We start from the raw sequence: 21,800 nt of genomic DNA, 5'->3' as shown, positions 1-21,800 counted from the left end.
GCTGCCTGACCACGGGGTGCGACGATTCCCGCTACGCTCGGAGACGGCACCGAAAACCACACTGCGCTTCGTGCCCGACGTAGGCCAGGATGGAGCACATGACCGACCCAGTTTCCCGCGAATCGACCACCCCCGGTGACGGCGGCGGAGACTCCCCACACCATGTGGTGGTCGTCGGTCCCGACGGCACCCCGGTCGGCACCGCACGCATCGCCTCCCCCGGCTCCGACGACGAGACGTCACAGGAGGAGTCGCTCGGCGACCTCGTCGAAGAGCCCGCCAAGGTGATGCGCATCGGCACGATGATCAAACAGCTGCTGGAGGAGGTCCGCGCCGCGCCGCTGGACGACGCCAGCCGCACGCGCGTGCGCGAGATCCACCAGACCTCCATCCGCGAACTGGAGCAGGCGCTTGCGCCGGAACTGCAGGACGAGCTGGAGCGGCTGGTGCGGCCGTTCACCGAGGACTCGACGCCGTCCGATGCCGAACTGCGGATCGCGCAGGCGCAGCTGGTCGGCTGGCTGGAAGGGCTGTTCAGCGGCATCCAGACCGCGCTGTTCGCGCAGCAGATGGCCGCGCGGGTGCAGCTGGAGCAGATGCGGCGCGGGCTCCCGGCCGGGCCGTCCGCGGGCGGCGCCCTCGGCGGGCACGGGGCAGGCGGCGAGTCGCACGGGCCGGGCCAGTACCTCTGACACGCGCCATGAAAGGTCCTTTCCTTGCGAAATTTGCAAGGAAAGGACCTTTCATGGCAGCCGGGAGTCAGCGCAGCGGCCGGAAGAACGTCCGCAGGTCGTCGATGAGCAGGTCCGGCACCTCCAGCCCGGGGAAGTGACCCCCGCGGTCCGGAGTGGACCAGTGCACGATGTCGTCGGTGCGCTCGGCGAGGTGCCGGATCGGCAGGCCGGTGTCCTTCGGGAACACGGCCACCCCGGTGGGCACTGTGGACTTCGCAGGCCCCTCGCCCCAAGCCGGACCCAGCGCGGCGTAAATCCGCGAAGACGAGTTCGCCGTGCCGGTGAGCCAGTAGAGCATCACATTGGTGAGCAGATCGTCGCGATCGATCGCGTCTTCCGGGACGTCCCGCGAGTCCGAATAGGACTTGAACTTCTCCACCAGCCAGCCGAGCTGCCCGGCCGGTGAGTCGGTGAGCCCGTAGGCAAGCGTTTGCGGTTTGGTCGCCTGGATCATCGCGTAGCCCAGCTCCCCGGTCTGGAACTCCCGCCCACGCGCCAGCGCCGCCTCTCCCCGCGCGAGTTCGTCACCGGTGAGCCCCGCGAGATCGGCCTCGGATTCCGGCACCGCGTGCGGCAACATCGTCAGATGCGCGCCGATCACCCGCTCCGGGCACCGGACGCCCACGTCGCGCGAAACGATCGCGCCCCAGTCGCCGCCGTGCAGCCCGAACCGCTCGTACCCGAGCCGCGACATCAGCACCGCCCAGGCGTCCGCGATCCGGCCGGTGCCCCAGTCGACCTCGGTCGTCGGCCCGGAGAAGCCGAACCCCGGCAGCGACGGCACGATGACGTGGAACGCGTCCCCCGGGTCGCCGCCGTACGCGCGCGGGTCGGAGAGCGGGCCGACGACGTCGAGGAATTCCACAATGGACCCCGGCCAGCCATGCGTCAGCACCAGCGGGATCGCGTCCGGCTCCGGTGACCGCGCGTGCAGGAAGTGGACGTTCGCGCCGTCGATGTTCGTCAGGTAACCCGGGAACCCGTTGAGGCGCTCCTCGTGGGCGCGCCAGTCGTAGCGGAGCCGCCAGTACTCGGCGAGCTCCTGTAGGTACCCGAGCGGCGTCCCGAGCCCCCAGCCGACGCCGTCGATCTCGTCCGGCCAGCGGGTGTTCGCCAGGCGGGCGGCGAGGTCGTCGAGGTCGCGCTGGGGGACGGCGATCGTGAACGGCGTGATCTCATCGGTCATGCGGCCGACGGTAGGGAGGATCGAGGACAGTATTGGTCCTCGATCCGGGGCCGGTTCCGCCGCTACAGGCGATGTTCCGGTGGAACCCAGTCCGACATCAGATCCGCGACATCCTCGACTCGCTCTTCTTCGGCCTCCCGGCCCTGCGCGCGGAGAAACAAGATCGTGTCGAGCAGTTCCTGATACAGCTTCTCCCGCGAGACACCCCGATCGAGCTCCGCGGCGAGCAGGGGCCGGATCTCGAAAATGGTCAGCCTCGCGGCGACAGCCTCCAGGAGCCTCGCCCGGAAATCCCCGTTCCCCTGCATGTCCTCAGCCTCCCGGCAGTTGGGCACGCAGCCGGTCGAGCCAACGGTCGATGGTGTCTTCGTACCGGCCGGGGTCGTTGCGGCGCTGGGCCTCGTCGACGGACGCGGTGACGGCGGCCTTGACTTCGGCCGCGTACTCGGGCAGGACGAAGATCTCCTGGAAATACCCCTCGCGCATCTGGACGTCCACGACGAAGTCGTAGTCCTTCGTCACTTCGGGCACGCTCATGCCGTACACGACGCCAGGGGTCGCCCTCGGACCGTGGGCGGTGACCACGATGACCGTCGGACGCGCGGCCTTCACGACGTCGGTCGGCCGGGCGCCTTGCGCGATCGCCTCGTCGTTGAGGCCGATGTAGTCGATCGCGTTCCAGCCGCTGTAGTACGGGATGGCCCCCGCGTCGGAGACCGCCAGACGGCGCGCCGTCTCGGGCACCCGCGCGGCGGCGAGGCCCTTGCCGATGGCGACATGTGCCCGCTGCAGGTCGGGGCCGTAGTTGGCGGCCACCGGCAGCTCCGCGGACGCCACACCGGCGACCGCCACCCAGCCGACCGCGACGATGCCCGCCGTCGCCGCGATCACCCGGCGGCCGAGGTGCGCCGTCGCCAGCCCCGCGCCGAGGCACAGCACCGGGAAAGCGTGGAAGGCGAAGCGGTACAGGTAGTCCATGCTCGGCCCGGACACCGCATAGGTCATCCCGGTCAGGAGGACGACCGAGCACAGCACCAGCCCCGTTCCCCTGCTCGCCTTCCTGATCAGGAGTGCGGCGGTGAGCACCAGCAACGGCAGGAAGAGCAGCGCCGTCGTCTCGAGCCACGCCGAACCGGCATCGAGGTTTCCGAACTTGACGTAGAAGGTGTTCGGGAACAGGTGCCCGAAGTAGGACCATCGCCAGACGAAGTAACCGCCGCCCACGACCACGACTGCGGCGACCAGCGCCCATGTCCGGCCTTGTCGACGGCGAAGCCAGCACCAGACCAGGAAGCCCGGCAGTGTCGCGAGCACGCCTTCCGGCCGGATCATCCCGGCGAGCAGCAGCAACAGCGGCGGTTCCCAGTCCCGTACGGCACGGCCCTGGACGAGCTCGGCACCGACGATCGCCGCGCGCAGGACGACGGCGGCGAACGCGATGGTTTCCAGACCCGCGGTGACATGGAAGTACGTCGGCACGAACAGCACCAGCGCACCGGCCGCCACGAGCGCCCCGAGCACGCCGGCGGCGCGACTCCCGGCGCGGACGAGCATCACGAGGATCCCCGCGCCCAGGACGACGGAGGTCACCTTCGCGACGGTTTCGAGCGGGAGACCGGCGAGGGCGAACGGGACGTGCCACAGCATCCAGAGGAAGTTGGTGAAACCTTCGATCGGATCCTCGCCCACGTTCCACACCGGACCGTGGCCGTCGGCCATGTTCGCCGAGTACCGGAAGGTGATGAAGGCGTCGTCGATGGTGAAGAACCACGCCGCCCAGCAGCCGACGAGGAACAGCGCGCCGAAGCCCGCGACGACGGCGAGGAGTCCCCTGCGCGACTTCGATTCCTGACCGGCAGGAGTTCCGGCGTACTCCGTCGTGGACTTCATTCCGTCGTCCCCATTGTCTCGATTCGGTCCAGCACGCGGTCCACCCCATGGCCGTCCACAACGGACGACGCCGTCTCCGAGAAACGCCTCCGCGTCTCCCCGTCCAGCAACAAGGTCCGTAGCGTCTCCACGGCGTCGTCGTCCAGCGCCGCCGCACTCCCCAGCCCGGCCGCCAGCCCGAGATCCAGCGCTCCCCGGTACCCGGTCTCCTGGTTGTCGACCAGCTTCACGACGCCGGTCGGCACCCCGAGGCAGCACAACTCCAGCAGCGTGACCCCGGCCGCGCTCACCGCCACGTCGGTCTCCACCACCAGGTCGAGCAGGCCAGGACCGGGCGGCTGGACGCGGAACTCCTGCCCCGGTAGCGCCTCCGGCACGACGGGTTCACCGCGCACGAGTACGTCGGCGACGAAGGGCAGTCCCGTGTCACGCAACGCGTGCAGGAGCGCGCTGACCGTTCCGGCCCATTCCGTCCCGCCGCCGAGCACCACGGTCACATGGGCCCGCTCGGCGGCTTCGCGACCACGGCGCTTCTCCCTGGCGTCCCGGACGACGTCCCGCATCGGCGCGTAAGCCACGCCTCTGAGCAGCGCCCCGGAACCGTCGTCGGGCCTCGGCGCCGGGTCGAACCCGCAATCGACGACGAGGTCCGCCGCACGCCTGCCGAACACGTCGTCCTCGATGGACACCAGGAGCGCGCCCGCGGCGTTGACCTCTTCACGCAGCTCGCCGAGGCCGTAGTGATCGACGACCACCGCGTCGAAGCCATCGAACGGCACTGACGGCACCACCGGAACCGACAACTCGCCGAACCGGGCGGCCAGCCATTCGGCGTTGTCCACCTGGCCCGAGAACACGACCTCCCAGCCGCGCGCGACCGCGCGTTCGGCATAGGCGACCATGCGTGAGACGTGGCCGGCGCCGATCGTCCCGGAGGCGTCGGCTCGCAACAGGAGCCTCGTCACCTGGCCACCTTCTTCTGCTCGACATGCTGGTTGAGCCGCGCGAGATCGGGCCGTGAGCGCAGTACCGCGACCACCTCACGCCAGTCACCGACACGGTCTCCCAGCTCCGCCACGACACCGTCGATGACTGCCCAGTCCTCGCCGGTGTCCAAGGTCACGCGCAGGTCGTCGGCGGGCGGGCTGACCACGACACCGGAGCACGAATATGTCTCTGGGCGTGAGTAGATACCCGAAGTCACGTGCTCCCGATCGGCGCCGGAGGCGGTCTCGACCTGCTCGGCCAGCACTCCCGTGCGCACGAGTTCCGCGTCGAACCCCCGAGGCAGCGTTCGCACGAGGGTGGTGCTCAGGTAGTCCAGCGACGGCCGCGCCCGCCACAACGTGACGAGCTGCCCGATCAGCTCGGGATCCAGCAGCGGGCAGTCCGCCGTAAGCCGCACCACCGCATCGGCCGGGTACGACTCGACAGCGATCGCGAAGCGCGCGAGGACGTCGTCGAGCGGCCCTCTCGCGACCAGGGCGCCGTGCCGGGCGGCCTCCTCGGCCACCGCGTCGTCATCGGCCTCCGTCGAGGTCGCGACCACGACGTTGTCGATCCCCGGCGATGCCGCCGCGGCACGGATGACCCAGCCGAGCACACTCCGGCCCGCCAGCGGGCGGAGGACTTTGCCAGGTAGCCGGGTGGACGACGCTCGAGCCTGGATGACGGCGTTGACCACGTGGGCCCCGGGGTCTGGATCCATGGGTGACATGATGTCCTGCGGCAGTAGCACCGAAACGCGGAGGTCAACGATGTCCGAGCTGGATGGCTCCAGCATCCTGCTCACCGGCGGGACCGGTTCGTTCGGCAAGGCGTTCATCACCTACGCCCTGGCCGAGCTGAACCCGCGACGGCTGGTCGTGCTCTCCCGCGACGAGCTCAAGCAGTACGAAGCGCGCCAGCAGTTCGACAACGACCCGCGGCTGCGCTGGTTCATCGGCGACATCCGGGACCGCCGCCGCCTCGAGCGCGCGATGCACGGCGTCGATTACGTGGTGCACGCGGCCGCGCTCAAGCAGGTCGACACGGGTGAGTACAACCCGTTCGAATTCGTGCAGACCAACGTTGTCGGCTCGCAGCACGTCATCGAGGCCGCGATCGACACGGGCGTGAAGAAGGTCGTCGCGCTGTCGACGGACAAGGCGTCCAGCCCGATCAACCTGTACGGCGCCACGAAGCTGTGCGCCGACCGGATGTTCATCAGCGCGAACCACTACGCCGCGACGCATCCGACCAGGTTCTCCGTGGTCCGCTACGGCAACGTCATGGGTTCGCGCGGCAGCGTGATCCCGTTCTTCCGCGCGCTCGCGGCCAAGGGCGAGTCACTGCCGATCACGCACAAGGAGATGACCCGCTTCTGGATCACGCTCCCGCAGGCCGTGCAGTTCGTGGTCGACTCGTTCGACCAAATGAACGGCGGCGAGCTGTACGTGCCGCGCATCCCGAGCATGCGGCTGGTCGAGCTCGCGCAGGCGATCGCGCCCGGTTCGCCGATGCACGAGGTCGGCATCCGGCCCGGCGAGAAGTTGCACGAAGAGATGATCGCCCCCGACGACGCTCGCCGGACGGTGCAGCTGAGCGACCGTTACGTAGTGCAGCCGCACATCGCGGGCTGGGGTTACGAGCCTCCGTCGAACGGCAAGGCAGTGCCGGAGAACTTCGCGTACCGCTCGGACACCAACGACCTGTGGCTCGATGCCGAGGAACTGCGCGACCTGGTCGAGCAGTATGGCTGAGTCCGATGCCGTCTCCGCGGGGAAGAGCACGTCGACGGACTTCCTCCCCTACGGCCGCCAGTCCGTTTCGGACGAGGACATCGCCGCCGTCACCGAGGTGCTGCGCGGCGACTGGCTGACCACCGGCCCCGCCGTCACGCGCTTCGAAGCTGACCTCGCGGAGCACACCGGCGGCACGCCCGCCGTGGCCGTCACCTCGGGCACGGCAGCACTGCACGTCGCTTACGCGGCCGCCGGGGTCGGCTCTGGCGACGAGGTCGTCACCTCGCCGATGACCTTCGTCGCCACCGCCGCGACAGCGGCTCTGCTCGGCGGCAAGGTCGTGTTCGCCGATGTCGAAGCGGACACCGGCAACCTCGACCCGGCGGCGGTTTCCGCCGCCATGACCTCGCGGACCAAGGTCGTCGCGGCCGTGGACTACGCCGGCCACCCGGCGGAAGTGGACGAACTCGGCCGCATCGCCCGCGACAACGGCGCGCTGCTGCTGGAGGACGCCGCGCATTCCGTCGGCGGGAGCTCCCACGGCAGGCCGGTCGGCTCGCTCGCCGACCTCACCACGTTCTCCTTCTTCCCCACCAAGAACCTCACCACGGCAGAAGGCGGCGCCGTCGTCGCCGCTTCGGAAGACCTGCTCGCGCGTGCCCGAGGCTTCCGCAATCACGGCCTGGTGCGGGACAAGGCGGCACAGCGTTATCCGGATGAGGGCGCGTGGCACCAAGAAGTGCACGAGTTCGGCCTCAACTACCGGCTGCCGGATGTGTTGTGCGCCTTGGGAAGCAGCCAGCTCCGGCGGCTCACCGAGTTCAAGAAGCGCCGAGCGGAGATCCATGCTCGGTACACCACCGCACTATCCTCATTGGACGGAGTGCTGACGCCCGCGGTGCGTGAAGGCGCGGACCCGGTGTGGCATCTGTACCCGCTGCGAGTCCTCGAAGGACGCCGCCGCGCACTGTTCGATCACTTGCGCGGCAAGGGAATCGGCGTGCAGGTCAACTACATCCCCGCGTACTGGCACCCGGTGTTCGAGGACCTCGGGTACCAGCGCGGGATGTGCCCGAACGCGGAGCTGTACTACAGCCAGGAGCTCTCGCTGCCGCTGTTCCCCGCGTTGACCGACGCCGATGTGGACCGCGTCATCGACGAGGTCCACGGCTTCTTCGGCTAGATCAGACCCCAGGTGAGCGCGGTGCCCTTCGGGACATCGCAAGAGAAGGTGCGGCCGAGCACGTTCACGATCTCGGCGGGCGCCAGCCCACCGGCGGGCCGGATCGAGCGGACGTTCTCCCTCGTCACCGTGTCCCCGGCACGCACGTCCTCGACGACGTAGAGGGAACGCCGGAACCGGAGACCTTCCTTCTCGCTCTCACGCGGCCCGATCACCGCCGCGCCCAGCGCCTCCCAGGCACGGTGTGACTCGGTGACCAACGCGGCCAGCTCGGCGGGCTCCAGCGAGAACTCCGAGTCGACGCCGCCGTCGTTCCTCGCCAGCGTCACGTGCTTCTCGATGGCGACCGCGCCGAGTGCGACGGCCGCCAGCGGGGCACCGATACCGGGTGTGTGGTCCGACAGGCCGACGAGGGTCCCGGTCACGCCTGCCAGGAGGGGCAGGCCACGGAGGTTGCTCTCGGCGGGCGACGCCGGGTAGCTGGCGGTGCAGCCGAGCACGACCAGCTGGTCGTTGCCCGCCTCACGCGCGGTCCGCACCGCCGCATCGATCTCGGCGACGCTGGCCATCCCGGTCGAGATGATCAACGGTTTACCGGTCTTCGCGCACAGTTCGATCAGCGGCAGGTCGACGATCTCCGAGGACGCGATCTTGTACGCGGGCGCGTCCAGTGATTCGAGCAGGTCGACCGCGGTGGGGTCGAACGGGCTGGAGAAGATCTCGAGACCGTGGGCGCGGGCGCGCTCGAACAGCGGCTCGTGCCATTCCCACGGCGTGTGGGCACGCTCGTAGAGCTTGTAGAGGTTCTCTCCACCCCACAGCGAATGCGAGTCGCCGATCCGGAAGTCCGGCGTGTCCACGTCGATGGTGATCGTGTCCGGCCGGTAGGTCTGCAGCTTGACCGCCTGCGCGCCGGTTTCGGCGATCGCGTCGACGATCTCCAGCGCCCGGCCGAGGTCACCGTTGTGGTTACCGGACATTTCGGCTATCACGAACGGCGGACGCGCCGTCGAGAGAACATGTGCGCCGATGCGCACCTCGCTGGCGGTCATCGGAGTAGGACTACCTCTTCTTCCTGGTCCGGCGGTCGGCGGCACGCAGTTCGGTCCAGACGACCTCACGCGGCTCACCGTCGACCTCTCGAACATACCTGCGTGTTTCGGTGAAGCCGAATCGCTTGTGCAGTTGCAGGACCTGCCGGTTGTCCGCGAGCGTCGCACCGCCCAGCAGTTTCAGGCCGAGTACGTCGAAGCCATAGTCGATGGCGGCGCTCTCCAGCGTCAACCAAGCCGGGAGGATTTCCCGGCCGAGGCCCTCGACGTCCAGGTAGAAGTGCCATTCCGCGCTTCCGGCCTCGGTATCGATTTCGCTGAACAGCACGACACCGACGGGCACTCCGGCGTGCCGGTAGACGAGGACACGACGGCTCGGGTCCTCGCGGACCGCCTCGAACCAGCCGCGGTGCTCTTCGACACCGATCTCGTGTGTGGTGAAGCTGACCCGCCGGACCGACGGGTGGTTGCGCCACCGCCGGATCCGGTCCAGGTCGTCTTCCCCGGCTTCGACCAGCAAGCCGGTCATTCGCCTGCCGGGACGGTGATGGTGTCCTCGATCCGGCGCAGCCGGTCCTCGTACCGCGCGATTCCGGCGAGCCGCACGCGGATCTGGGCGTGCTGGCGCTGGATCTCCTGGATCAGGCTGCGCGCCTCGGCCAACTCGGGTTTGTCGGCGTGCACCGGCAGCGACAGCGACTCGCGCAGATCCTCCAGCTGGGCCTCCTGGGCCGCGACGCTCGGGATCAGGCGATCCAGCTCGGCACGGGTCCAGCGCAGGTCGCCCCGCGCGTGCTCAAGGCCGCTCTCGGCGCTGTCGAGCCGGCGGCGGTGGTCCGCGGTGGCGTGTTCGAGGTCGTTGACGCGCCCGTTGAGGTCGCGGAGCCGCTCGTCGATCCGGAAGTCGATGAGCCGGGCGATCCGGCCGATCACGCCGCTACGGAGTTTCTGCACTGCCATGGTGGTTCCTTCTCGGAGTGGGCTGGCTGTGGTTCAGCGCAGGAGTTCGGTTTCGCCGGTCTTCGTCCACGAGTCCAGCAGCCTGCCCTCGGCGGCGATCCGGTGCTCGGGGCCGACGATGCAGGAATCGCCCGCAGCGTGCTCCCAGTGTGTCTGGTTCGGGTCGTCGATGAACGAGAACCCGGACAGGAGCAGGTTGGCGTGCGGGAACGACGTGCGCGCGATCCAGGCGGCCAGTGTCCCGGTGGTCGACCACAGGCCCTGTTCGCGGCTCGGCAGGCCGAGCGCGTCCGAAAGGGGCAGGACGACTTCGCGGTTCGGCACCGGCACGTAACCGAGGTCACCGGGCCACCAGCCAGGGATGTCTTCGGGCTCCCAGTGCATCCGCCCCGGCTCGACCAGCAGGTAGAGCCGCTTGCGGTAGTCACGGAAGACGTGCTTGGTGGCGCGGACGGCGCGGTTGAACACCACGACGTGCACCCGGCTGCCGACCGTTTCGGGGCCACCCGGCTCGTCGACGACGAAGCCGTTGACGCGGATCACGAGGTCACACGCGTCGATGGCCTTCGCTCGCCGGGGGTCCGGCGGAAGCGGCTGATTCCCGACCACGGCCACCGAACGGGGCTCCGGCCGGTCGGCGTATGCGGCGAGCAGATTGACCATCAGGCTCGCGTCGCCGAGTGCAGCAGTCATGAGGGCAGAAAGTACCAGCACACGCACCGCGTTCGGGTTCGAATCCGACGGTAGCTTTCCGTGGTCGGGGCGGGGCGGCCCAGGCATCGACGGCTCCATCGGTACCCTCGTTCCCGTGCATGCCACCAGCACGGTTCACGCCGCCGACGGTGCTGCGCCGACCTCGGTTCCGCCGATTTCGGACAGCAAGACCTTTTCGCGCGCGTTCGCCGATATCAAGACCGGTTTCGCCGCCAAAGAGCTGTGGGGACACCTCGGCTGGCAGGACATCAAGCAGCGCTATCGCCGCTCGGTGATCGGCCCGTTCTGGATCACCATCAGCCAGGGTGTCATCGCGCTCGGCCTGGGGCTTCTGTACTCACAGTTGTTCGGCATGCCGACGTCGACGTTCCTGCCCTACATCAGCACGGGCTTCATCATCTGGGGCTTCATCAGCGGCTGCCTGTCCGAGGGCATGGAGACCTTCATCTCCAACGAGGGGCTGATCAAACAGCTCCCGGCGCCCCTGTCGGTCTACGTGCTGCGCACGGTGTGGCGCCAGACCCTGATGCTGATGCACAACCTGATCGTCTACGTCATCGTGGTCTCGATCTTCTTCACTTCGCTCAACCACCAGTACTCGCTGAACACCGGCAACTGCAACGAGGGCTTCTCCGGTATCTGCCACCCCGGTATCGGCTGGTACTCGCTCACCGCGATCCCCGGTTTCTTCATGCTCGCCTTGAACGCCGGCTGGGTCACCCTGCTGCTGGGCATCATCTCGACCCGCTACCGGGACATCCCGCAGGTGATCAGCTCGGTCATCCAGCTGTTGTTCTATCTCACGCCGATCGTGTGGCCGATCGACCAGCTGCTGGCGGGCGGCGCGCGTGCCTCCACCTCGTGGGCCCTGCCGTTCGTCCACGGCAACCCGTTGTTCCACTTCATCCAGATCGTGCGCGCACCACTGATCGGGCAGCAAGTCAGCATCAACAGCTGGTACGTGGTGCTCGGCATCACCGTCGTCGGCTGGGTCCTCGCGCTGGTCGCGATGCGCAATTACCGTTCCCGCGTCTCTTATTGGGTGTGACAGATGGTCAGCATTGATGTGCACAACGCCTACGTCGACTTCCCCATTTTCGACGCGAAGACCCGCTCCATGAAGAAGAAGGTGCTGGGCAAGGTCGGCGGCAAGATCGGCACCGAGACCAAGGTCCCGATCATCGAAGCCCTGCACGACGTGACGCTCCAGCTGCGGGAAGGCGACCGGGTCGGCCTCGTCGGCCACAACGGCGCCGGGAAGTCGACGCTGCTGCGGCTGCTGTCCGGCATCTACGAGCCCACCCGCGGTTCGGCGAAGATCTCCGGCAAGATCGCGCCGGTCTTCGACCTCGGCATCGGCATGGACCCGGAGATCTCCGGACTGGAGAACATCATCATCCGCGGTCTGTTCCTCGGGATGACCGCGAAGCAGATGGAAGCCCGCGTCGACGACATCGCGGAGTTCACCGAACTCGGCGACTACCTGCAGATGCCGCTGCGCACCTACTCGACCGGTATGCGGGTGCGCCTGGCGCTGGGCGTGGTCACCTCGATCGATCCGGAGATCCTGATCCTCGACGAGGGCATCGGCGCGGTCGACGCGGCGTTCCTCAACAAGGCGAAGGACCGGTTGAAGGCCCTGGTGAAGCGGTCGGGCATCCTGGTGTTCGCCAGCCACTCGGACGAGTTCCTCTTCGAGCTCTGCGACTCCGCCATCTGGATGGACGAGGGGCACGTCAAGCAGCGCGGTTCGCTGCGCGACGTGCTCACCGGCTACAAGGGGCGCGACCCGTTCGAGAACATGAGCAAGGAGACGCTGGAGCGGTTCGGTATCGAACCCGAGCCGGTGGCGACGACGAACGGTGGCCAAGGATGACCAGCGAGACCCGGCAGTTGCCCGAAGGCGCCGTCGTCGGCGTCGTCGTCACGCGCCATCGGCGGGAACTGCTCGCGGACTCGCTCAAGGTGATCGCCGCGCAGACGCGCCCGGTCGACCACCTCGTCGTGGTCGACAACGGGCCGGACAAGTCGGCGCGCGACATCGTCGAGGACTACCCGCTTCCGTTCACGTACCTGCCCTCGCACCGGAACCTCGGTGGCGCGGGCGGGTTCGCGCTCGGCATGCTGCACGCGCTCTCGATGGGCGCGGACTGGGTCTGGCTGGCCGACGACGACGGCCGTCCCGCCGACGAGAACGTCCTCGCGATCCTGCTGGACGAGGCCGAGAAGCGCGATCTGGCCGAGATCTCCCCGGTGGTCACCAACATCGACGCGCCGGACAAGCTCGCGTTCCCGTTGCGACGCGGGCTGACCTGGAAGCGTTCGTCGTCGGAGCTGGGCGTCGACTTCCTGCCCGGGATCGCCTCGCTGATGAACGGCGCGTTGTTCCGCGCGTCCACTTTGGACGTCGTCGGCGTGCCGGATCTGCGGCTGTTCTTCCGCGGCGACGAGGTCGAACTGCACCGGCGCCTGGTGCGTTCCGGACTGCCGTTCGGCACCTCGCTCAAGACCGCGTACCTGCACCCGGACGGCTCGGACGAGTTCAAGCCTATGCTGGGCGGCCGGTTCCACGCGCAGGACCCGGAGAACGAGGTCAAGCGCTACTACACCTACCGCAACCGCGGGTACCTGCTGTCCCAGCCGGGAATGCGCAAGATCGGCGCGCTCGAAGTGGTGCGTTTCGGTCTGTACTTCGTCGGCGTGAAGCGGGACCCGAAGGCTTTCCTGCAGTGGCTCAAGCTCGTACGCCAGGGCCGCAGGGAGAAGTTCTACCGCTACTGAGATACACGGGAAAATCACAGTGGCCACCCGTGCCGGCGAGGGAACTCGGCGGCACGGGTGGCTGCTGTCGCTCAGGGAGCCGTACGGAACCGGAGCTGTCCGCCGGACATCCGGTGGACAGGCAACCTGTGTCCGGCTCCGGTCGTGAACACAGAGCACCAGCCTCGAAGACCCGCTGGAACCGGGCTTTTACTACATCGTCGACCTGCTCGACCCGTACCTGCTGGTGATCCCGCTGCTCACCCTGGTGGTCGTCGCGGCGTTGGCGCTCCGGAAGCTGACACGTGCGACGACCATCGTCGTTCTGATGCCCGTCGTCGCAGCGCTCGGCCTGCTCTTCTACGTCACCCGCGTCGGCGGTGACTACATGCACGGCCGCATGCTGCTTCCGTCGCTCTTGCTGCTTCTTCTCCCCGTGCTCGCCGTACCACTCAGCAAGTGGACCGCGGTGCCCCTGCTGGTGCTCGGCATCTGGGCCGTGGTGAGCGGGGGGCTGGTTGCGGGCACCCTCGGCGATCACGCACAAGATCGGCGCCAACGCCATCACCGATTCCCGCGTCTTCTGGGCCGACACCACGGGCAAGTCCCATCCGATCCTGGCCGAGGACGCCGCTCAGGTCCCCGGCTACCTGCCGGATCTGGCCAAGGCCATGGAGGGCAAGCAAGGGCCTGTCGTCGCGGTGTCGGTCGGCCACCGGTGGTTCGTCGTACCGGCGCGGGAGCAGACCGTGGTCTCTTCTCCCGGCGCGCTCGGCTTCCCCGGCATGCTGCCCTACGACACCAAGGTGGTCGACGACCTCGGGCTGGCAGGCCCGCTGGCGTCGCACTCGCTCTCGGTCCGAGGCTGGCCGATGGGGCACGACAAGCTGCTCTCGGTCGCCTGGACTATCGCGGACGCCGGCCGGGGCACTCCGGAAGAGCTGTCCTCGGCGACCGAGGGCGTGGTGCCCGCGGAGGAGATCGCGTCCGCGAGGCGTTCCCTCGCCAGGCCCGAGATCCAGGAAATGCCGGCTTCCGTGCGAGCGCCGCTGACCGGAGACTACCAACCGAACGTGTGACCCATCGGCAGCGGAAAGGCCCTTCCTCGCGCGTGGCGCGAGGAAGGGCCTTTCTGTCACGTCTACTCGCCGATGACCGGCGGAGCGGTGCGCATGTCGGTCCCGAAGACCTCGTCCGGGTCACCCTCGACGAGATACGTCGGACGCTGGTGCTCGGTGTCCTCGTCCCCGTCCGCGTGCTGACCGCGGCCGCCCATGCCGCCACCCATACCCGGTCCGCCGCGCCCGGCGGCGCCACCGCCGAGACCGCCCATACCGCGGCCTGCCGCCGCTTCGGCGGCACCGATACCACCGGGGCGGGCCGCGCCGGACGCGGAGCCCGAGCCGGGCGTGGAGCCGCCCGCACCGCTGCCGGGACCGAACCCGCTTCCGCCTCCACCACGGCCGGTGCGGCTGTTGTAGTCCGAGTCGCCCATGCCGCCACCCATCATGGGCGCCATCGGCATGGGGCTCACCGGCATCGCGGTGTTGTTGTTGGGGCCGGGAGTGCTGATCGGCGCCGGCCCGTTCTGGAAGCCGGACGGCGTCGTCCCCGACGGGATGCTGCCGGAGCCGGTGCTGCTGCCGGGGCCGGGGAGGTTGGGCGAGCCGTAACCGCCACCACCGCCACCACCGCCGCCGCTACCCCCGCCGCCACTGCCGGGCGGGATGTAGGTGTTGCCGCCACCAGGCTGTTCGTCCCAGGGCATTTTCGACCCGGGCGGGAGTTCGTAGATGCCGGGCTTGCCTGTCCCCTCGCCACCGCCTTCGCCGAACTTCGGCGGCTCGGCGAAGGCCGGCTGCTTCGACGCGGCGTCGTACAGCGCCTTGTCGTAGCTGTGCATGGCGGAGGCCGCCTCGGTGTGCGCCTCCTGGCTGTCCTTCTGCTTCTGGATGGACTTGTCGATGTTCTCGCCGAGGTTGAACGGGTTCGACGTCATCCACCCCCCGACCTCTTCCTTCCAGCTGAAGGGGATCGGTTTGGGCATCGTGTTCTTCACGGTGGACGCCGCGGTGCCCTGGTCGTAGATCGTCTCGGACGCGAGCTTGGCGTTCTGGGAGTTCGTCTCGGACCACTTGCTGAGGCTCTTGAAGTACCCCTGCGCGTTGCCCGCCGCGTCGCCTTCCCAAGTGCCCTGCGACGCGGTGACGGCCTGGTCCATCGTCTTCGCGAAGGTGTCGAAGGCTTTGTGGATCTCGTGGTAGGCGGTCGAGACGTCGGAGACCTGTTCGACGTTCAGGTTGCTGTTGACGAACTGTTCGAGCTTCTCGTGGTCGTAGCCCTGGTAGTCCGCGTTCGACGGCTCCAGGCCCTCGACGTACTGGACGTCCTTGTTCTTGGTCAGCTGGTCGACATTCTTGTCGCCGACCTCCTGCGACTGCTGGTGGGCCCTGCCGGAGGCGATGAACTGATTGACCGCGCCGAACAGCCAGCCGTCACTGGGGTCGACGCCCTCCTGTGCCTTCTGCTGGAAGTACGCGTCGCGAGCCGCCGGCGAAAGGTCGGAGACCTGCTGCTCGGTCAGGTTCGGTGTCTTGGTGGTCATCCTGGTTCCCCCTTAGCCCTTCGGAAGCTTCGGTTCGACGGTGTCGGCGACCTTCTCGGCGACCTCACAGGCCTGCTTCGGGTCGGTGGCGTCCACGAGGACATCGGCCCGCGCCGAAGCGGTGAGTTCGAGTGCCATCAAGCAGCCGGACGGCGGTTTCGGCACGAGCACCGCTTTGCGCCCGTTCACGTTCCCGGTGGTCTTGCCGTTCCCGCCGTCGTTGACGCTGTCGATGTTCTGCGTGTCCCGGAGGTCGACGGAGACGGTCAGGCTGTCCGAGGCGCTCGCCGCCTCCTTGGAGAACTGGCAGGCGCGGGCTCCGCCTTCGTTCAGCGTCACCGGATCCTTGAACGCCCCGTAGGACGAGAGGTCGGCCGCGCTGAGCAGAGAGCACGGATCGATCGACTTGGTGTCACCACCGCCGGTGGCGGGCGCCGAACTGGATCCACCGGTCTGGGCGGGCGGCGCCGACGGTGCCGGGCTCGCGCTCCCCGGCTTCTCGCTGGAGCACGCGGCCAACACCAGGGCGGCCGCGGCGAGCGGCAGCACGCAGAGTTTCTTCATCGTCCCTCAGGCCTGAATCTTCTTGGTGGCGTCGATCGCGCGGTCTTCGACACCCTTGTACAGCCCCGCGGCCCTGGCCAGCGCTTCGTCTGCGTCCCGGACGACCTGCTTGAACTGTTCGAGCACCGCGCTCGCGGAGTTGCTCGCCTGCGCGGCGCCCTTGTGGTCGTGGGCCGCGACGGCCTTGCCGTACGGGTGGTCGCCGAGCTGGGGTGCCTCGGAAAGCCGCGTCGTCCGGTTACCGAGTGCGCTGAGCTCTTCCGACATGTTCGCGAGCGCCTCACGCAGCGGCTTGACGCCTTCGGCGGTGATCTTGAAGCCGCCGCTCTTGGCGGCCGAAACCAGCTTCTGGGTCTCGGCGCTCACCTTGGCGATCGCGGCCTGGTTCAGGCCACCCGCCTCCACGTACTTGGCCGCCGCCCCCATGGCGGAGCCGATCGAGAAGTCCGGTGCCGCCTGTCCGCCGTCCGCTTCGAAAGCCATCGCCCGCCCCACTGCATCGTCTGCTCGCCCGTGCGTTCGCCCGGAAGTCTACTAGCCGGGCACTCAGCGCAACGGTGATTCCCCGATCACCGGAGATCCCGCCGGAACTGTGACGAAACGGGCGTCACGCCGGTTCCCGAAGGTTCAGAACTGGCCTTCGAGCTGGGCGTACAGCTGCTGCGCGATCCTCGCGTTGTCCGCGGGAGCGTAGGTCAGCCAGCTTTGCCCGTCGGTCGCCTGGCGCGAAGTCATCATGAACCGGCCCGCTTCGGTGTCGAACCACGCCAACGGCGGGAAGACCTGGCCACCGCGGATGAACACGCTGAACTGGCCCACTCGCTTCATCGGCTTCTCGAAGATCCGTTCCACCTGCCGCTGCTGCGGGTTCGATCCGTGGGACCGGGGCCCGCTGACCTGCGCAAAGGGGTCGTACGCGTCGTCGTTCCGGGGGCGCTTCGGCGCGCTCACCGGCTTCGCGATGGTGACCGACTGGCCGGGGCCCGCCGGGGTGAGGGGCAGGAGATCGACGATCGACGCGACGATCGCGGTCGGCCGGGTCTCCTCGAACACGAGCAGGTTCTCGTCCTGGCGCACCAGCACCGCGAACTGCCCGTTCGTCGCCGCCCGCGCGAACAGCTGCTTGTCCTTGTCCATCTGCGCGACCGCCCAGACCGCGAGCTGCGGGGTGACGAACGTGGCGAGCGCGAGTTCGACGTCGGCGTCGAGCCTGCCGCCGCGCATCATGCCGCGGCCTTCGAGGTCGCGGAAGACGGCCTCGCGCACCATCGCGCGCTGATCGGTCGTCGTGCCGATGTGCGGGACCTCGAACGGGACGGGCGCCGGACCGAACCGGCCGTGTTCGAGCAGGATGTCCACCGCCGCCAGCGACAGCGAGAACGAATGCGGCATCGCCATTTCCCCCCGCGGGTGTCTTGTTCGTCGGGATGAACGTAGTCCACGCACCCGATACGCCCGCAGCGAACCCGCTTGCCCGGCCGTGATCAACGCTGGTGCCATGGATTCATGACAGACCGGAAACCCGCGCTCGTCCTCCATCTCGCCGCCGGCGGCGAGCCGCTGCTCTTCGCGCTCACGGCGGAAGAAACCGAACGGCTGACCAAGGATCTCTCGCATTTCGTCCGCACCGGCGCGGTACAGACGATCCGGACGAGAGACGATTCCGAGGTGGCGATCAACTTCTCCCACGTCGCCGCCGCCTACATCGACGACCTGAACCGCAAGACTCGCGTGTTCGGCCTCCACTAGATCACGTGGCGGCGCCGCACTCGCGCTTTCGCCCAGGCGGTCAGCTCCGGGAGAAGAGCTCCAGCAGACCGGTTTTGATCTCCGGGCGGCTGGCGGCGACCATCAGGAAGACGGCTTCCCGGACGAGCCGCTGGGGGTGTCGTCCGACGAGTACCGACGTGCTGCCGTTGGCCGCGACCAGCGCGCCCGCGGCCCGGAACGCGAGTTCCGCGCCCGCCGCCCTGGCCGCGGGCAGCGACGGCGGATCGGCGAGCGCCGCGTCGAGCCTGCCGCGGACGACGTCGATCTCGGCCCGGATCCCGGCGGCGACGTCGGCCTTCCCGAGGTCCTCGATGAGCCGAGCGGCGCGGGCGGCCAGGCCGAGCGGCGCGCAGCCGTTGAGGCGGGAGGCGAAGGTGTTGCCCGCGACGAAGTCCGCGTGCGGGGTCTTCCCGTAGACGCGGTCGTCGGCGAGGAAGTAGCGGGTGAAGCCGAGGTGCACGGTGGACGTGCCCTGCGCCGCGACGAGGTCGAGCGGCTGGACCTCCAGCCGCTCCCCCGCGACCGGATCGATGATCGCGCCGATGACGGTGTCGCCGTCGCGGGCGCAAAGCTGAAGCAGGTCGATGACGCCCCACCCGCTGACGAAGGGGGCCTCGCCGTCGAGGAGGTAGCCGCCGTCGACGCGTTCCGCACGCAGCCTGGGCGGAGTCGGGATCACCGCGGCGAACGCGGCGCCGGCCTTGAGTTCCCCGCTGATCAGCGACGGGAGGTAGCGATCACGCAGTTCGGTGTCGACGGCGCCGGTCAGTGCCGTGACCAGGCCGTGGTGCTGGATCCAGGTGAACATCGTGCTGAGGCAGCCGCCCGCCAGTGCCTCGAGAACCTGGACGATCTCCGGGAGTTCTGCGCCCGGACCGCCGGCTTCCTTGGGCGCCGCGAGGCCGTAGAAGCCTTCGGCTGCGAGGGCGTCGAAGTGACTTGAAGGCACTTCGCCCTTGAGGTCGACTTCGGTGGCCGCGGGGAAGAGGAGATCATCGGCGAGGGCGTGGGCTCGAGCGACCAGATCCGTCATGAGAGTAAGGCTACCCTTACTTGACCTGTTGTGAGTCTAGCGCCGCTAGGAAAGCTAGCGTTACTAAAGGTCCCTTGCTCCCCTTTTGGCCCCCAGATAGCAGTGTCCCCAATGTCGCATTGGAGACACTGAGCGTCTCTAATGCGACATTGGGGACATCGAAGCCGCGCGAAGCGGGTGCTACAGCTTGTAGAGGCGCTTCCAGTTGTCCCGCGAGGTCAGCTCGGGCATGGCGCGCTTGTACTGCTCCTGCACCGCCGCGCCTTCCTTGCGGAGCCGCTGGATCACCTTCGCGCCCCGGCGCGCCAGGTCGAACATCTTCGCGCGGTCGTACGAGCGGACCCGCACGCCTTCCTGCGAAGCGTCGGTGACGACGGCGGTGTCGAAGGTCGCGACGTGCCACCAGTGGGCCTCGTCGATCGGGATCGCGCCGAGCGAGTGGCGGCTGCGGCCGAGCACCCGGTCGAGGATCCGCTTGATCAGCACCAGGCGCTGCATGCTGGGCCGCGGCGCGCTGTTGATGATGCCGATGTCGTTCGACGCGATACCCGGGACGTCGGTGGCCTTGTGCCGTTTGGTCTCGGGGTACTCGTCGCGGATCCGGCGGATCTCCTTCATCGCGGCGACGCCGCCGTCACGCAGGACCTCCGGCCCCTCGAGGAAGTCCTCGACGGCCTTGATCAGCGTGGCGGACAGGCCGTACTGCATGCCGAGCAGGTACCGGACCAGCTGCGCGATGAGCACGCGCGAGAGCAGGTTCAGGTTGAACGGCGAGTGCAGCGCGGCGGTGATGATCGAGTTCCGCAGGTTGAAGTAGCGGTGCCACTCGTCCCAGTCCTTCCAGTGGAAGTCGGCGTGCCAGACGCCGGCGCCCGGAAGGGTGACCGTCGGGAAGCCGTGCGCGCGGGCACGGTAGCTGTACTCCGCGTCGTCCCACTGGAAGAAGAAGGGCAGCGGGTAGCCCGTGGCCTTGACGACCTCGTACGGGATCAGGCACGACCACCAGCCGTTGTACCCGGCGTCGAGGCGGCGTTCCTGGCGGTTCGGCTTGAGGGTCTCCTCGTCGACGCCGAGCAGGTCGGCGGTCGAGAGCGAGTGCTGCACCGGCTGGCCGGGCTCCAGCGTGTTCAGCCGGGCGTATTCGGCGCCGACGTGCAGCTGGTTCGGGTGCAGCAGGTTCAGCATCTGCCCGCCGACGATGACCGGATTGACCGTGCGGTTGGAGAACGCGGTCATCCGGATCACCAGATCCGGCTCCAGCAGCACGTCGTCGTCCATGAACAGGACGTTCGCGTGCTCGGTCTCGGTGTGCCCGGCGACCTCGTAGAGGCCGCGGGTGAACCCGCCGGCGCCGCCGAGGTTCGGCTGCTTGATGTAGTGCAGCTTGTCGCCGAGGTCCTTCGCGACCTGCTCGAAGCCGTCACGCGACTCGACGAGGTCGGTGCCCTGGTCGGCGACGTAGATCGCGTCGAGCGTCTCCAGCGAGGAGACGTCGGCGGCGAGCGCCTGCAGGTTCGACAGGCAGTCGTCGGCGCGGTTCATCGTGCAGATGGTCACCGCGGTCGGGCGGATCTTCTCCGGCGCTTCGACCGTCCAGCGGACCTTCTCGACACGCAGCGACTGGCCGCCCTCGGTCTCGAGGTCGAGCCAGAGCGCGCCGCCGTCGTAGAACTTGTCGAGCTTCGCGGTGAGCGTCACCTTCCGCTGCTTCGCACCCGCGACGACTTCGGCCGCGACCACACGCGAGTCGCCCTCGATGTCGGAGGCGCCGACGGACAGCTGGCCGTCACCGGTGACGACGGCCTCGACCTGGACCTCGGTCACGTCGGTCCAGCGCTGCCAGTAGCTCGCGGGGAAACGGCCGAAATACGTGTTGCCGGACACCTTCGACGCCGGCTCGATGGAGATGCCCGCGCGCTCGCGCACGGCGGTGCCCCATTCGAGTTCGGCGTAGAGGTCCTTGCTGACGATGGGGGCCGGGCCGGCATAGAGCCCGCGCTGCGCGGTGAGACGGCCCTGCGGGGTGCGTTCCGCGAAGCGGGTGTCGTCGACAGTGCTCACCATGGCGCTCGGGGCCTCTCCGGTGACGGCGGCTTTACCGGGCATGAATCCTCAGTTCTCCTCTTTGCTGGTGGCGATGGCGCGGGGCTCACGGAAGACGACCCACTTGAGCATGACGAAATTGATCATGGTCGCGGTTGCCTGCGAAACGACCCAACCGAAGGTGGCCTTCCAGGCCGACTCCGGCAGGACGTGCAGCATCGTGCGGTTGACGCCGACGGCGACGAGGAACGTCACGGCGTACAGGAGTACGAAGCTACCGATCTGACGCGCGCCCTCCTGGCGTCCACCGGCGAAGGTGAACTTGCGGTTCAGGAAGAAGGCGGTCGTGGTGCCCACGATGAAGCTGAGCGCGCGGGCGATGTCCACCCACGGTGTCGCGTCCATTCCGAGGGCGCGAAGCCCCTGGTAGACACCGAAATCGACCAGGGCGCAGAAGCCGCCGATGAGGCCGAAGCGGATGAGCTGCCCGAGCAGCCCAGGAGAGGACGGCGCTGCTGCCGTCACGCCGGCTTTCGGGTCGGTCGCCACCACTGCTCTACCTCATAAACTGCTGGGGCTGATG

At 68.4% G+C, this 21,800-nt stretch carries 24 protein-coding genes; 8 read left to right on the top strand and 16 right to left on the bottom strand.

The annotated features are described in order from the left end of the window. Window positions 1-89: 89 nt before the first annotated feature. On the top strand, window positions 90-692 hold the full coding sequence (locus tag AC069H_RS03480; protein WP_478223710.1) for a bacterial proteasome activator family protein: 603 nt from the start codon (window positions 90-92) through the stop codon (window positions 690-692). 67 nt (window positions 693-759) lie between these two features. On the opposite strand, the gene AC069H_RS03475 is transcribed toward AC069H_RS03480, so the two are convergent. The 5 genes from AC069H_RS03475 to AC069H_RS03455 form a co-directional block, all read right to left on the bottom strand. Then, a complete protein-coding gene (locus AC069H_RS03475; protein WP_478231213.1) occupies window positions 760-1,920 on the bottom strand; it encodes an epoxide hydrolase family protein in 1,161 nt (386 codons plus the stop codon). A gap of 62 nt (window positions 1,921-1,982) precedes the next feature. After that, entirely contained in the window at window positions 1,983-2,228 is a 246-nt protein-coding gene (locus tag AC069H_RS03470) for a hypothetical protein (RefSeq protein WP_478231212.1), read from the bottom strand. Between the two features lie 4 nt (window positions 2,229-2,232). Further along, on the bottom strand, window positions 2,233-3,810 hold the full coding sequence (locus AC069H_RS03465; protein WP_478231211.1) for a hypothetical protein: 1,578 nt from the start codon (window positions 3,808-3,810) through the stop codon (window positions 2,233-2,235). Next, window positions 3,807-4,775, bottom strand: coding sequence for a spore coat protein (locus AC069H_RS03460; RefSeq protein WP_478231210.1), 969 nt, complete (start codon window positions 4,773-4,775; stop codon window positions 3,807-3,809). The genes AC069H_RS03465 and AC069H_RS03460 overlap by 4 nt, the downstream gene beginning before the upstream one ends. After that, on the bottom strand, window positions 4,772-5,518 hold the full coding sequence (locus tag AC069H_RS03455) for a cytidylyltransferase domain-containing protein (RefSeq protein ID WP_478231209.1): 747 nt from the start codon (window positions 5,516-5,518) through the stop codon (window positions 4,772-4,774). Before AC069H_RS03455 ends, AC069H_RS03460 begins: the two co-directional genes overlap by 4 nt. A gap of 49 nt (window positions 5,519-5,567) precedes the next feature. On the opposite strand from AC069H_RS03455, the gene pseB reads away from it, so the two are divergent. Next, window positions 5,568-6,551, top strand: coding sequence for a UDP-N-acetylglucosamine 4,6-dehydratase (inverting) (gene pseB / locus AC069H_RS03450; protein WP_478231208.1), 984 nt, complete (start codon window positions 5,568-5,570; stop codon window positions 6,549-6,551). Continuing rightward, window positions 6,544-7,716, top strand: a complete 1,173-nt coding sequence (locus AC069H_RS03445) for a DegT/DnrJ/EryC1/StrS family aminotransferase (protein ID WP_478231207.1) — start codon at window positions 6,544-6,546, stop codon at window positions 7,714-7,716. The genes pseB and AC069H_RS03445 overlap by 8 nt, the downstream gene beginning before the upstream one ends. Here the strand turns inward: AC069H_RS03445 and pseI are convergent. From pseI to AC069H_RS03425, 4 genes are read right to left on the bottom strand one after another with little or no spacing between them, the layout of a single operon-like run. Next, complete coding sequence (gene pseI, locus AC069H_RS03440) at window positions 7,713-8,768, bottom strand: pseudaminic acid synthase (RefSeq protein ID WP_478231206.1); 1,056 nt, start codon at window positions 8,766-8,768, stop codon at window positions 7,713-7,715. The genes AC069H_RS03445 and pseI overlap by 4 nt on opposite strands. A gap of 10 nt (window positions 8,769-8,778) precedes the next feature. Beyond that, window positions 8,779-9,297, bottom strand: coding sequence for a GNAT family N-acetyltransferase (locus AC069H_RS03435; protein ID WP_478231205.1), 519 nt, complete (start codon window positions 9,295-9,297; stop codon window positions 8,779-8,781). Next, the gene (locus AC069H_RS03430) at window positions 9,294-9,728 is read right to left on the bottom strand and encodes a hypothetical protein (protein ID WP_478231204.1); all 435 of its coding nucleotides are present in this window, start codon (window positions 9,726-9,728) and stop codon (window positions 9,294-9,296) included. Before AC069H_RS03430 ends, AC069H_RS03435 begins: the two co-directional genes overlap by 4 nt. A gap of 33 nt (window positions 9,729-9,761) precedes the next feature. Beyond that, window positions 9,762-10,391 (bottom strand): hypothetical protein, encoded by a 630-nt coding sequence (locus tag AC069H_RS03425; protein ID WP_478231412.1) that lies wholly within the window; start codon window positions 10,389-10,391, stop codon window positions 9,762-9,764. A gap of 145 nt (window positions 10,392-10,536) precedes the next feature. Here AC069H_RS03425 and wzm point away from each other — a divergent pair, with 145 nt between their 5' ends. The 4 genes from wzm to AC069H_RS03405 all read left to right on the top strand — a co-directional run bounded on the left by wzm (window position 10,537) and on the right by AC069H_RS03405 (window position 14,281). Next, complete coding sequence (gene wzm / locus AC069H_RS03420) at window positions 10,537-11,490, top strand: galactan export ABC transporter permease subunit Wzm/RfbD (protein WP_478231203.1); 954 nt, start codon at window positions 10,537-10,539, stop codon at window positions 11,488-11,490. A gap of 3 nt (window positions 11,491-11,493) precedes the next feature. After that, the gene (gene wzt / locus AC069H_RS03415) at window positions 11,494-12,318 is read left to right on the top strand and encodes a galactan export ABC transporter ATP-binding subunit Wzt/RfbE (RefSeq protein ID WP_478231202.1); all 825 of its coding nucleotides are present in this window, start codon (window positions 11,494-11,496) and stop codon (window positions 12,316-12,318) included. Then, window positions 12,315-13,223: a galactofuranosyltransferase GlfT1 gene (gene glfT1 / locus AC069H_RS03410; RefSeq protein ID WP_478231201.1), complete on the top strand. Its 909-nt coding sequence runs from the start codon at window positions 12,315-12,317 to the stop codon at window positions 13,221-13,223. Before wzt ends, glfT1 begins: the two co-directional genes overlap by 4 nt. Window positions 13,224-13,720: 497 nt before the next feature. Continuing rightward, window positions 13,721-14,281, top strand: a complete 561-nt coding sequence (locus AC069H_RS03405; protein ID WP_478231200.1) for an arabinofuranosyltransferase AftB family protein — start codon at window positions 13,721-13,723, stop codon at window positions 14,279-14,281. 62 nt (window positions 14,282-14,343) lie between these two features. Here AC069H_RS03405 and AC069H_RS03400 read toward each other — a convergent pair whose 3' ends face one another. The 4 genes from AC069H_RS03400 to AC069H_RS03385 all read right to left on the bottom strand — a co-directional run bounded on the left by AC069H_RS03400 (window position 14,344) and on the right by AC069H_RS03385 (window position 17,763). After that, window positions 14,344-15,807 (bottom strand): hypothetical protein, encoded by a 1,464-nt coding sequence (locus AC069H_RS03400; protein ID WP_478223724.1) that lies wholly within the window; start codon window positions 15,805-15,807, stop codon window positions 14,344-14,346. A 12-nt stretch (window positions 15,808-15,819) separates the two neighbouring features. Further along, window positions 15,820-16,371, bottom strand: coding sequence for a DUF3558 family protein (locus tag AC069H_RS03395; protein ID WP_478223725.1), 552 nt, complete (start codon window positions 16,369-16,371; stop codon window positions 15,820-15,822). Between the two features lie 6 nt (window positions 16,372-16,377). Beyond that, window positions 16,378-16,854 carry a hypothetical protein gene (locus AC069H_RS03390; RefSeq protein ID WP_340685876.1) on the bottom strand — a complete coding sequence of 159 codons (477 nt, stop codon included), beginning with the start codon at window positions 16,852-16,854 and terminating at the stop codon, window positions 16,378-16,380. A 144-nt stretch (window positions 16,855-16,998) separates the two neighbouring features. Then, window positions 16,999-17,763, bottom strand: coding sequence for an ESX secretion-associated protein EspG (locus tag AC069H_RS03385; protein ID WP_340685877.1), 765 nt, complete (start codon window positions 17,761-17,763; stop codon window positions 16,999-17,001). A gap of 114 nt (window positions 17,764-17,877) precedes the next feature. On the opposite strand from AC069H_RS03385, the gene AC069H_RS03380 reads away from it, so the two are divergent. Further along, on the top strand, window positions 17,878-18,120 hold the full coding sequence (locus AC069H_RS03380; RefSeq protein ID WP_478231199.1) for a hypothetical protein: 243 nt from the start codon (window positions 17,878-17,880) through the stop codon (window positions 18,118-18,120). 40 nt (window positions 18,121-18,160) lie between these two features. On the opposite strand, the gene AC069H_RS03375 is transcribed toward AC069H_RS03380, so the two are convergent. The 3 genes from AC069H_RS03375 to AC069H_RS03365 form a co-directional block, all read right to left on the bottom strand. After that, window positions 18,161-19,174 carry an acyl-CoA dehydrogenase family protein gene (locus tag AC069H_RS03375; protein ID WP_478231198.1) on the bottom strand — a complete coding sequence of 338 codons (1,014 nt, stop codon included), beginning with the start codon at window positions 19,172-19,174 and terminating at the stop codon, window positions 18,161-18,163. Window positions 19,175-19,354: 180 nt separating this feature from the next. Continuing rightward, window positions 19,355-21,280, bottom strand: coding sequence for a glycosyltransferase (locus AC069H_RS03370; RefSeq protein ID WP_478223728.1), 1,926 nt, complete (start codon window positions 21,278-21,280; stop codon window positions 19,355-19,357). A 6-nt stretch (window positions 21,281-21,286) separates the two neighbouring features. Then, the gene (locus AC069H_RS03365; protein WP_192747497.1) at window positions 21,287-21,769 is read right to left on the bottom strand and encodes a GtrA family protein; all 483 of its coding nucleotides are present in this window, start codon (window positions 21,767-21,769) and stop codon (window positions 21,287-21,289) included. Between the last annotated feature and the right edge of the window lie 31 nt (window positions 21,770-21,800).

This window comes from Amycolatopsis sp. NPDC043887, from assembly GCF_056435665.1.
This window is presented reverse-complemented; position numbering and strand designations above follow the sequence as displayed.

Bases quoted from the DNA above. Each gene is read 5' to 3' on its own strand.
- AC069H_RS03480 (WP_478223710.1), top strand. From the start codon at position 90: ATGGAGCACATGACCGACCCAGTTTCCCGCGAATCGACCACCCCCGGT.
- AC069H_RS03475 (WP_478231213.1), bottom strand. From the start codon at position 1,920: ATGACCGATGAGATCACGCCGTTCACGATCGCCGTCCCCCAGCGCGAC.
- AC069H_RS03470 (WP_478231212.1), bottom strand. From the start codon at position 2,228: ATGCAGGGGAACGGGGATTTCCGGGCGAGGCTCCTGGAGGCTGTCGCC.
- AC069H_RS03465 (WP_478231211.1), bottom strand. From the start codon at position 3,810: ATGAAGTCCACGACGGAGTACGCCGGAACTCCTGCCGGTCAGGAATCG.
- AC069H_RS03455 (WP_478231209.1), bottom strand. From the start codon at position 5,518: ATGGATCCAGACCCCGGGGCCCACGTGGTCAACGCCGTCATCCAGGCT.
- pseB (WP_478231208.1), top strand. From the start codon at position 5,568: ATGTCCGAGCTGGATGGCTCCAGCATCCTGCTCACCGGCGGGACCGGT.
- AC069H_RS03445 (WP_478231207.1), top strand. From the start codon at position 6,544: ATGGCTGAGTCCGATGCCGTCTCCGCGGGGAAGAGCACGTCGACGGAC.
- pseI (WP_478231206.1), bottom strand. From the start codon at position 8,768: ATGACCGCCAGCGAGGTGCGCATCGGCGCACATGTTCTCTCGACGGCG.
- AC069H_RS03435 (WP_478231205.1), bottom strand. From the start codon at position 9,297: ATGACCGGCTTGCTGGTCGAAGCCGGGGAAGACGACCTGGACCGGATC.
- AC069H_RS03430 (WP_478231204.1), bottom strand. From the start codon at position 9,728: ATGGCAGTGCAGAAACTCCGTAGCGGCGTGATCGGCCGGATCGCCCGG.
- AC069H_RS03425 (WP_478231412.1), bottom strand. From the start codon at position 10,391: ATGGTCAATCTGCTCGCCGCATACGCCGACCGGCCGGAGCCCCGTTCG.
- wzt (WP_478231202.1), top strand. From the start codon at position 11,494: ATGGTCAGCATTGATGTGCACAACGCCTACGTCGACTTCCCCATTTTC.
- glfT1 (WP_478231201.1), top strand. From the start codon at position 12,315: ATGACCAGCGAGACCCGGCAGTTGCCCGAAGGCGCCGTCGTCGGCGTC.
- AC069H_RS03400 (WP_478223724.1), bottom strand. From the start codon at position 15,807: ATGACCACCAAGACACCGAACCTGACCGAGCAGCAGGTCTCCGACCTT.
- AC069H_RS03395 (WP_478223725.1), bottom strand. From the start codon at position 16,371: ATGAAGAAACTCTGCGTGCTGCCGCTCGCCGCGGCCGCCCTGGTGTTG.
- AC069H_RS03390 (WP_340685876.1), bottom strand. From the start codon at position 16,854: ATGGCTTTCGAAGCGGACGGCGGACAGGCGGCACCGGACTTCTCGATC.
- AC069H_RS03385 (WP_340685877.1), bottom strand. From the start codon at position 17,763: ATGCCGCATTCGTTCTCGCTGTCGCTGGCGGCGGTGGACATCCTGCTC.
- AC069H_RS03380 (WP_478231199.1), top strand. From the start codon at position 17,878: ATGACAGACCGGAAACCCGCGCTCGTCCTCCATCTCGCCGCCGGCGGC.
- AC069H_RS03375 (WP_478231198.1), bottom strand. From the start codon at position 19,174: ATGACGGATCTGGTCGCTCGAGCCCACGCCCTCGCCGATGATCTCCTC.
- AC069H_RS03370 (WP_478223728.1), bottom strand. From the start codon at position 21,280: ATGCCCGGTAAAGCCGCCGTCACCGGAGAGGCCCCGAGCGCCATGGTG.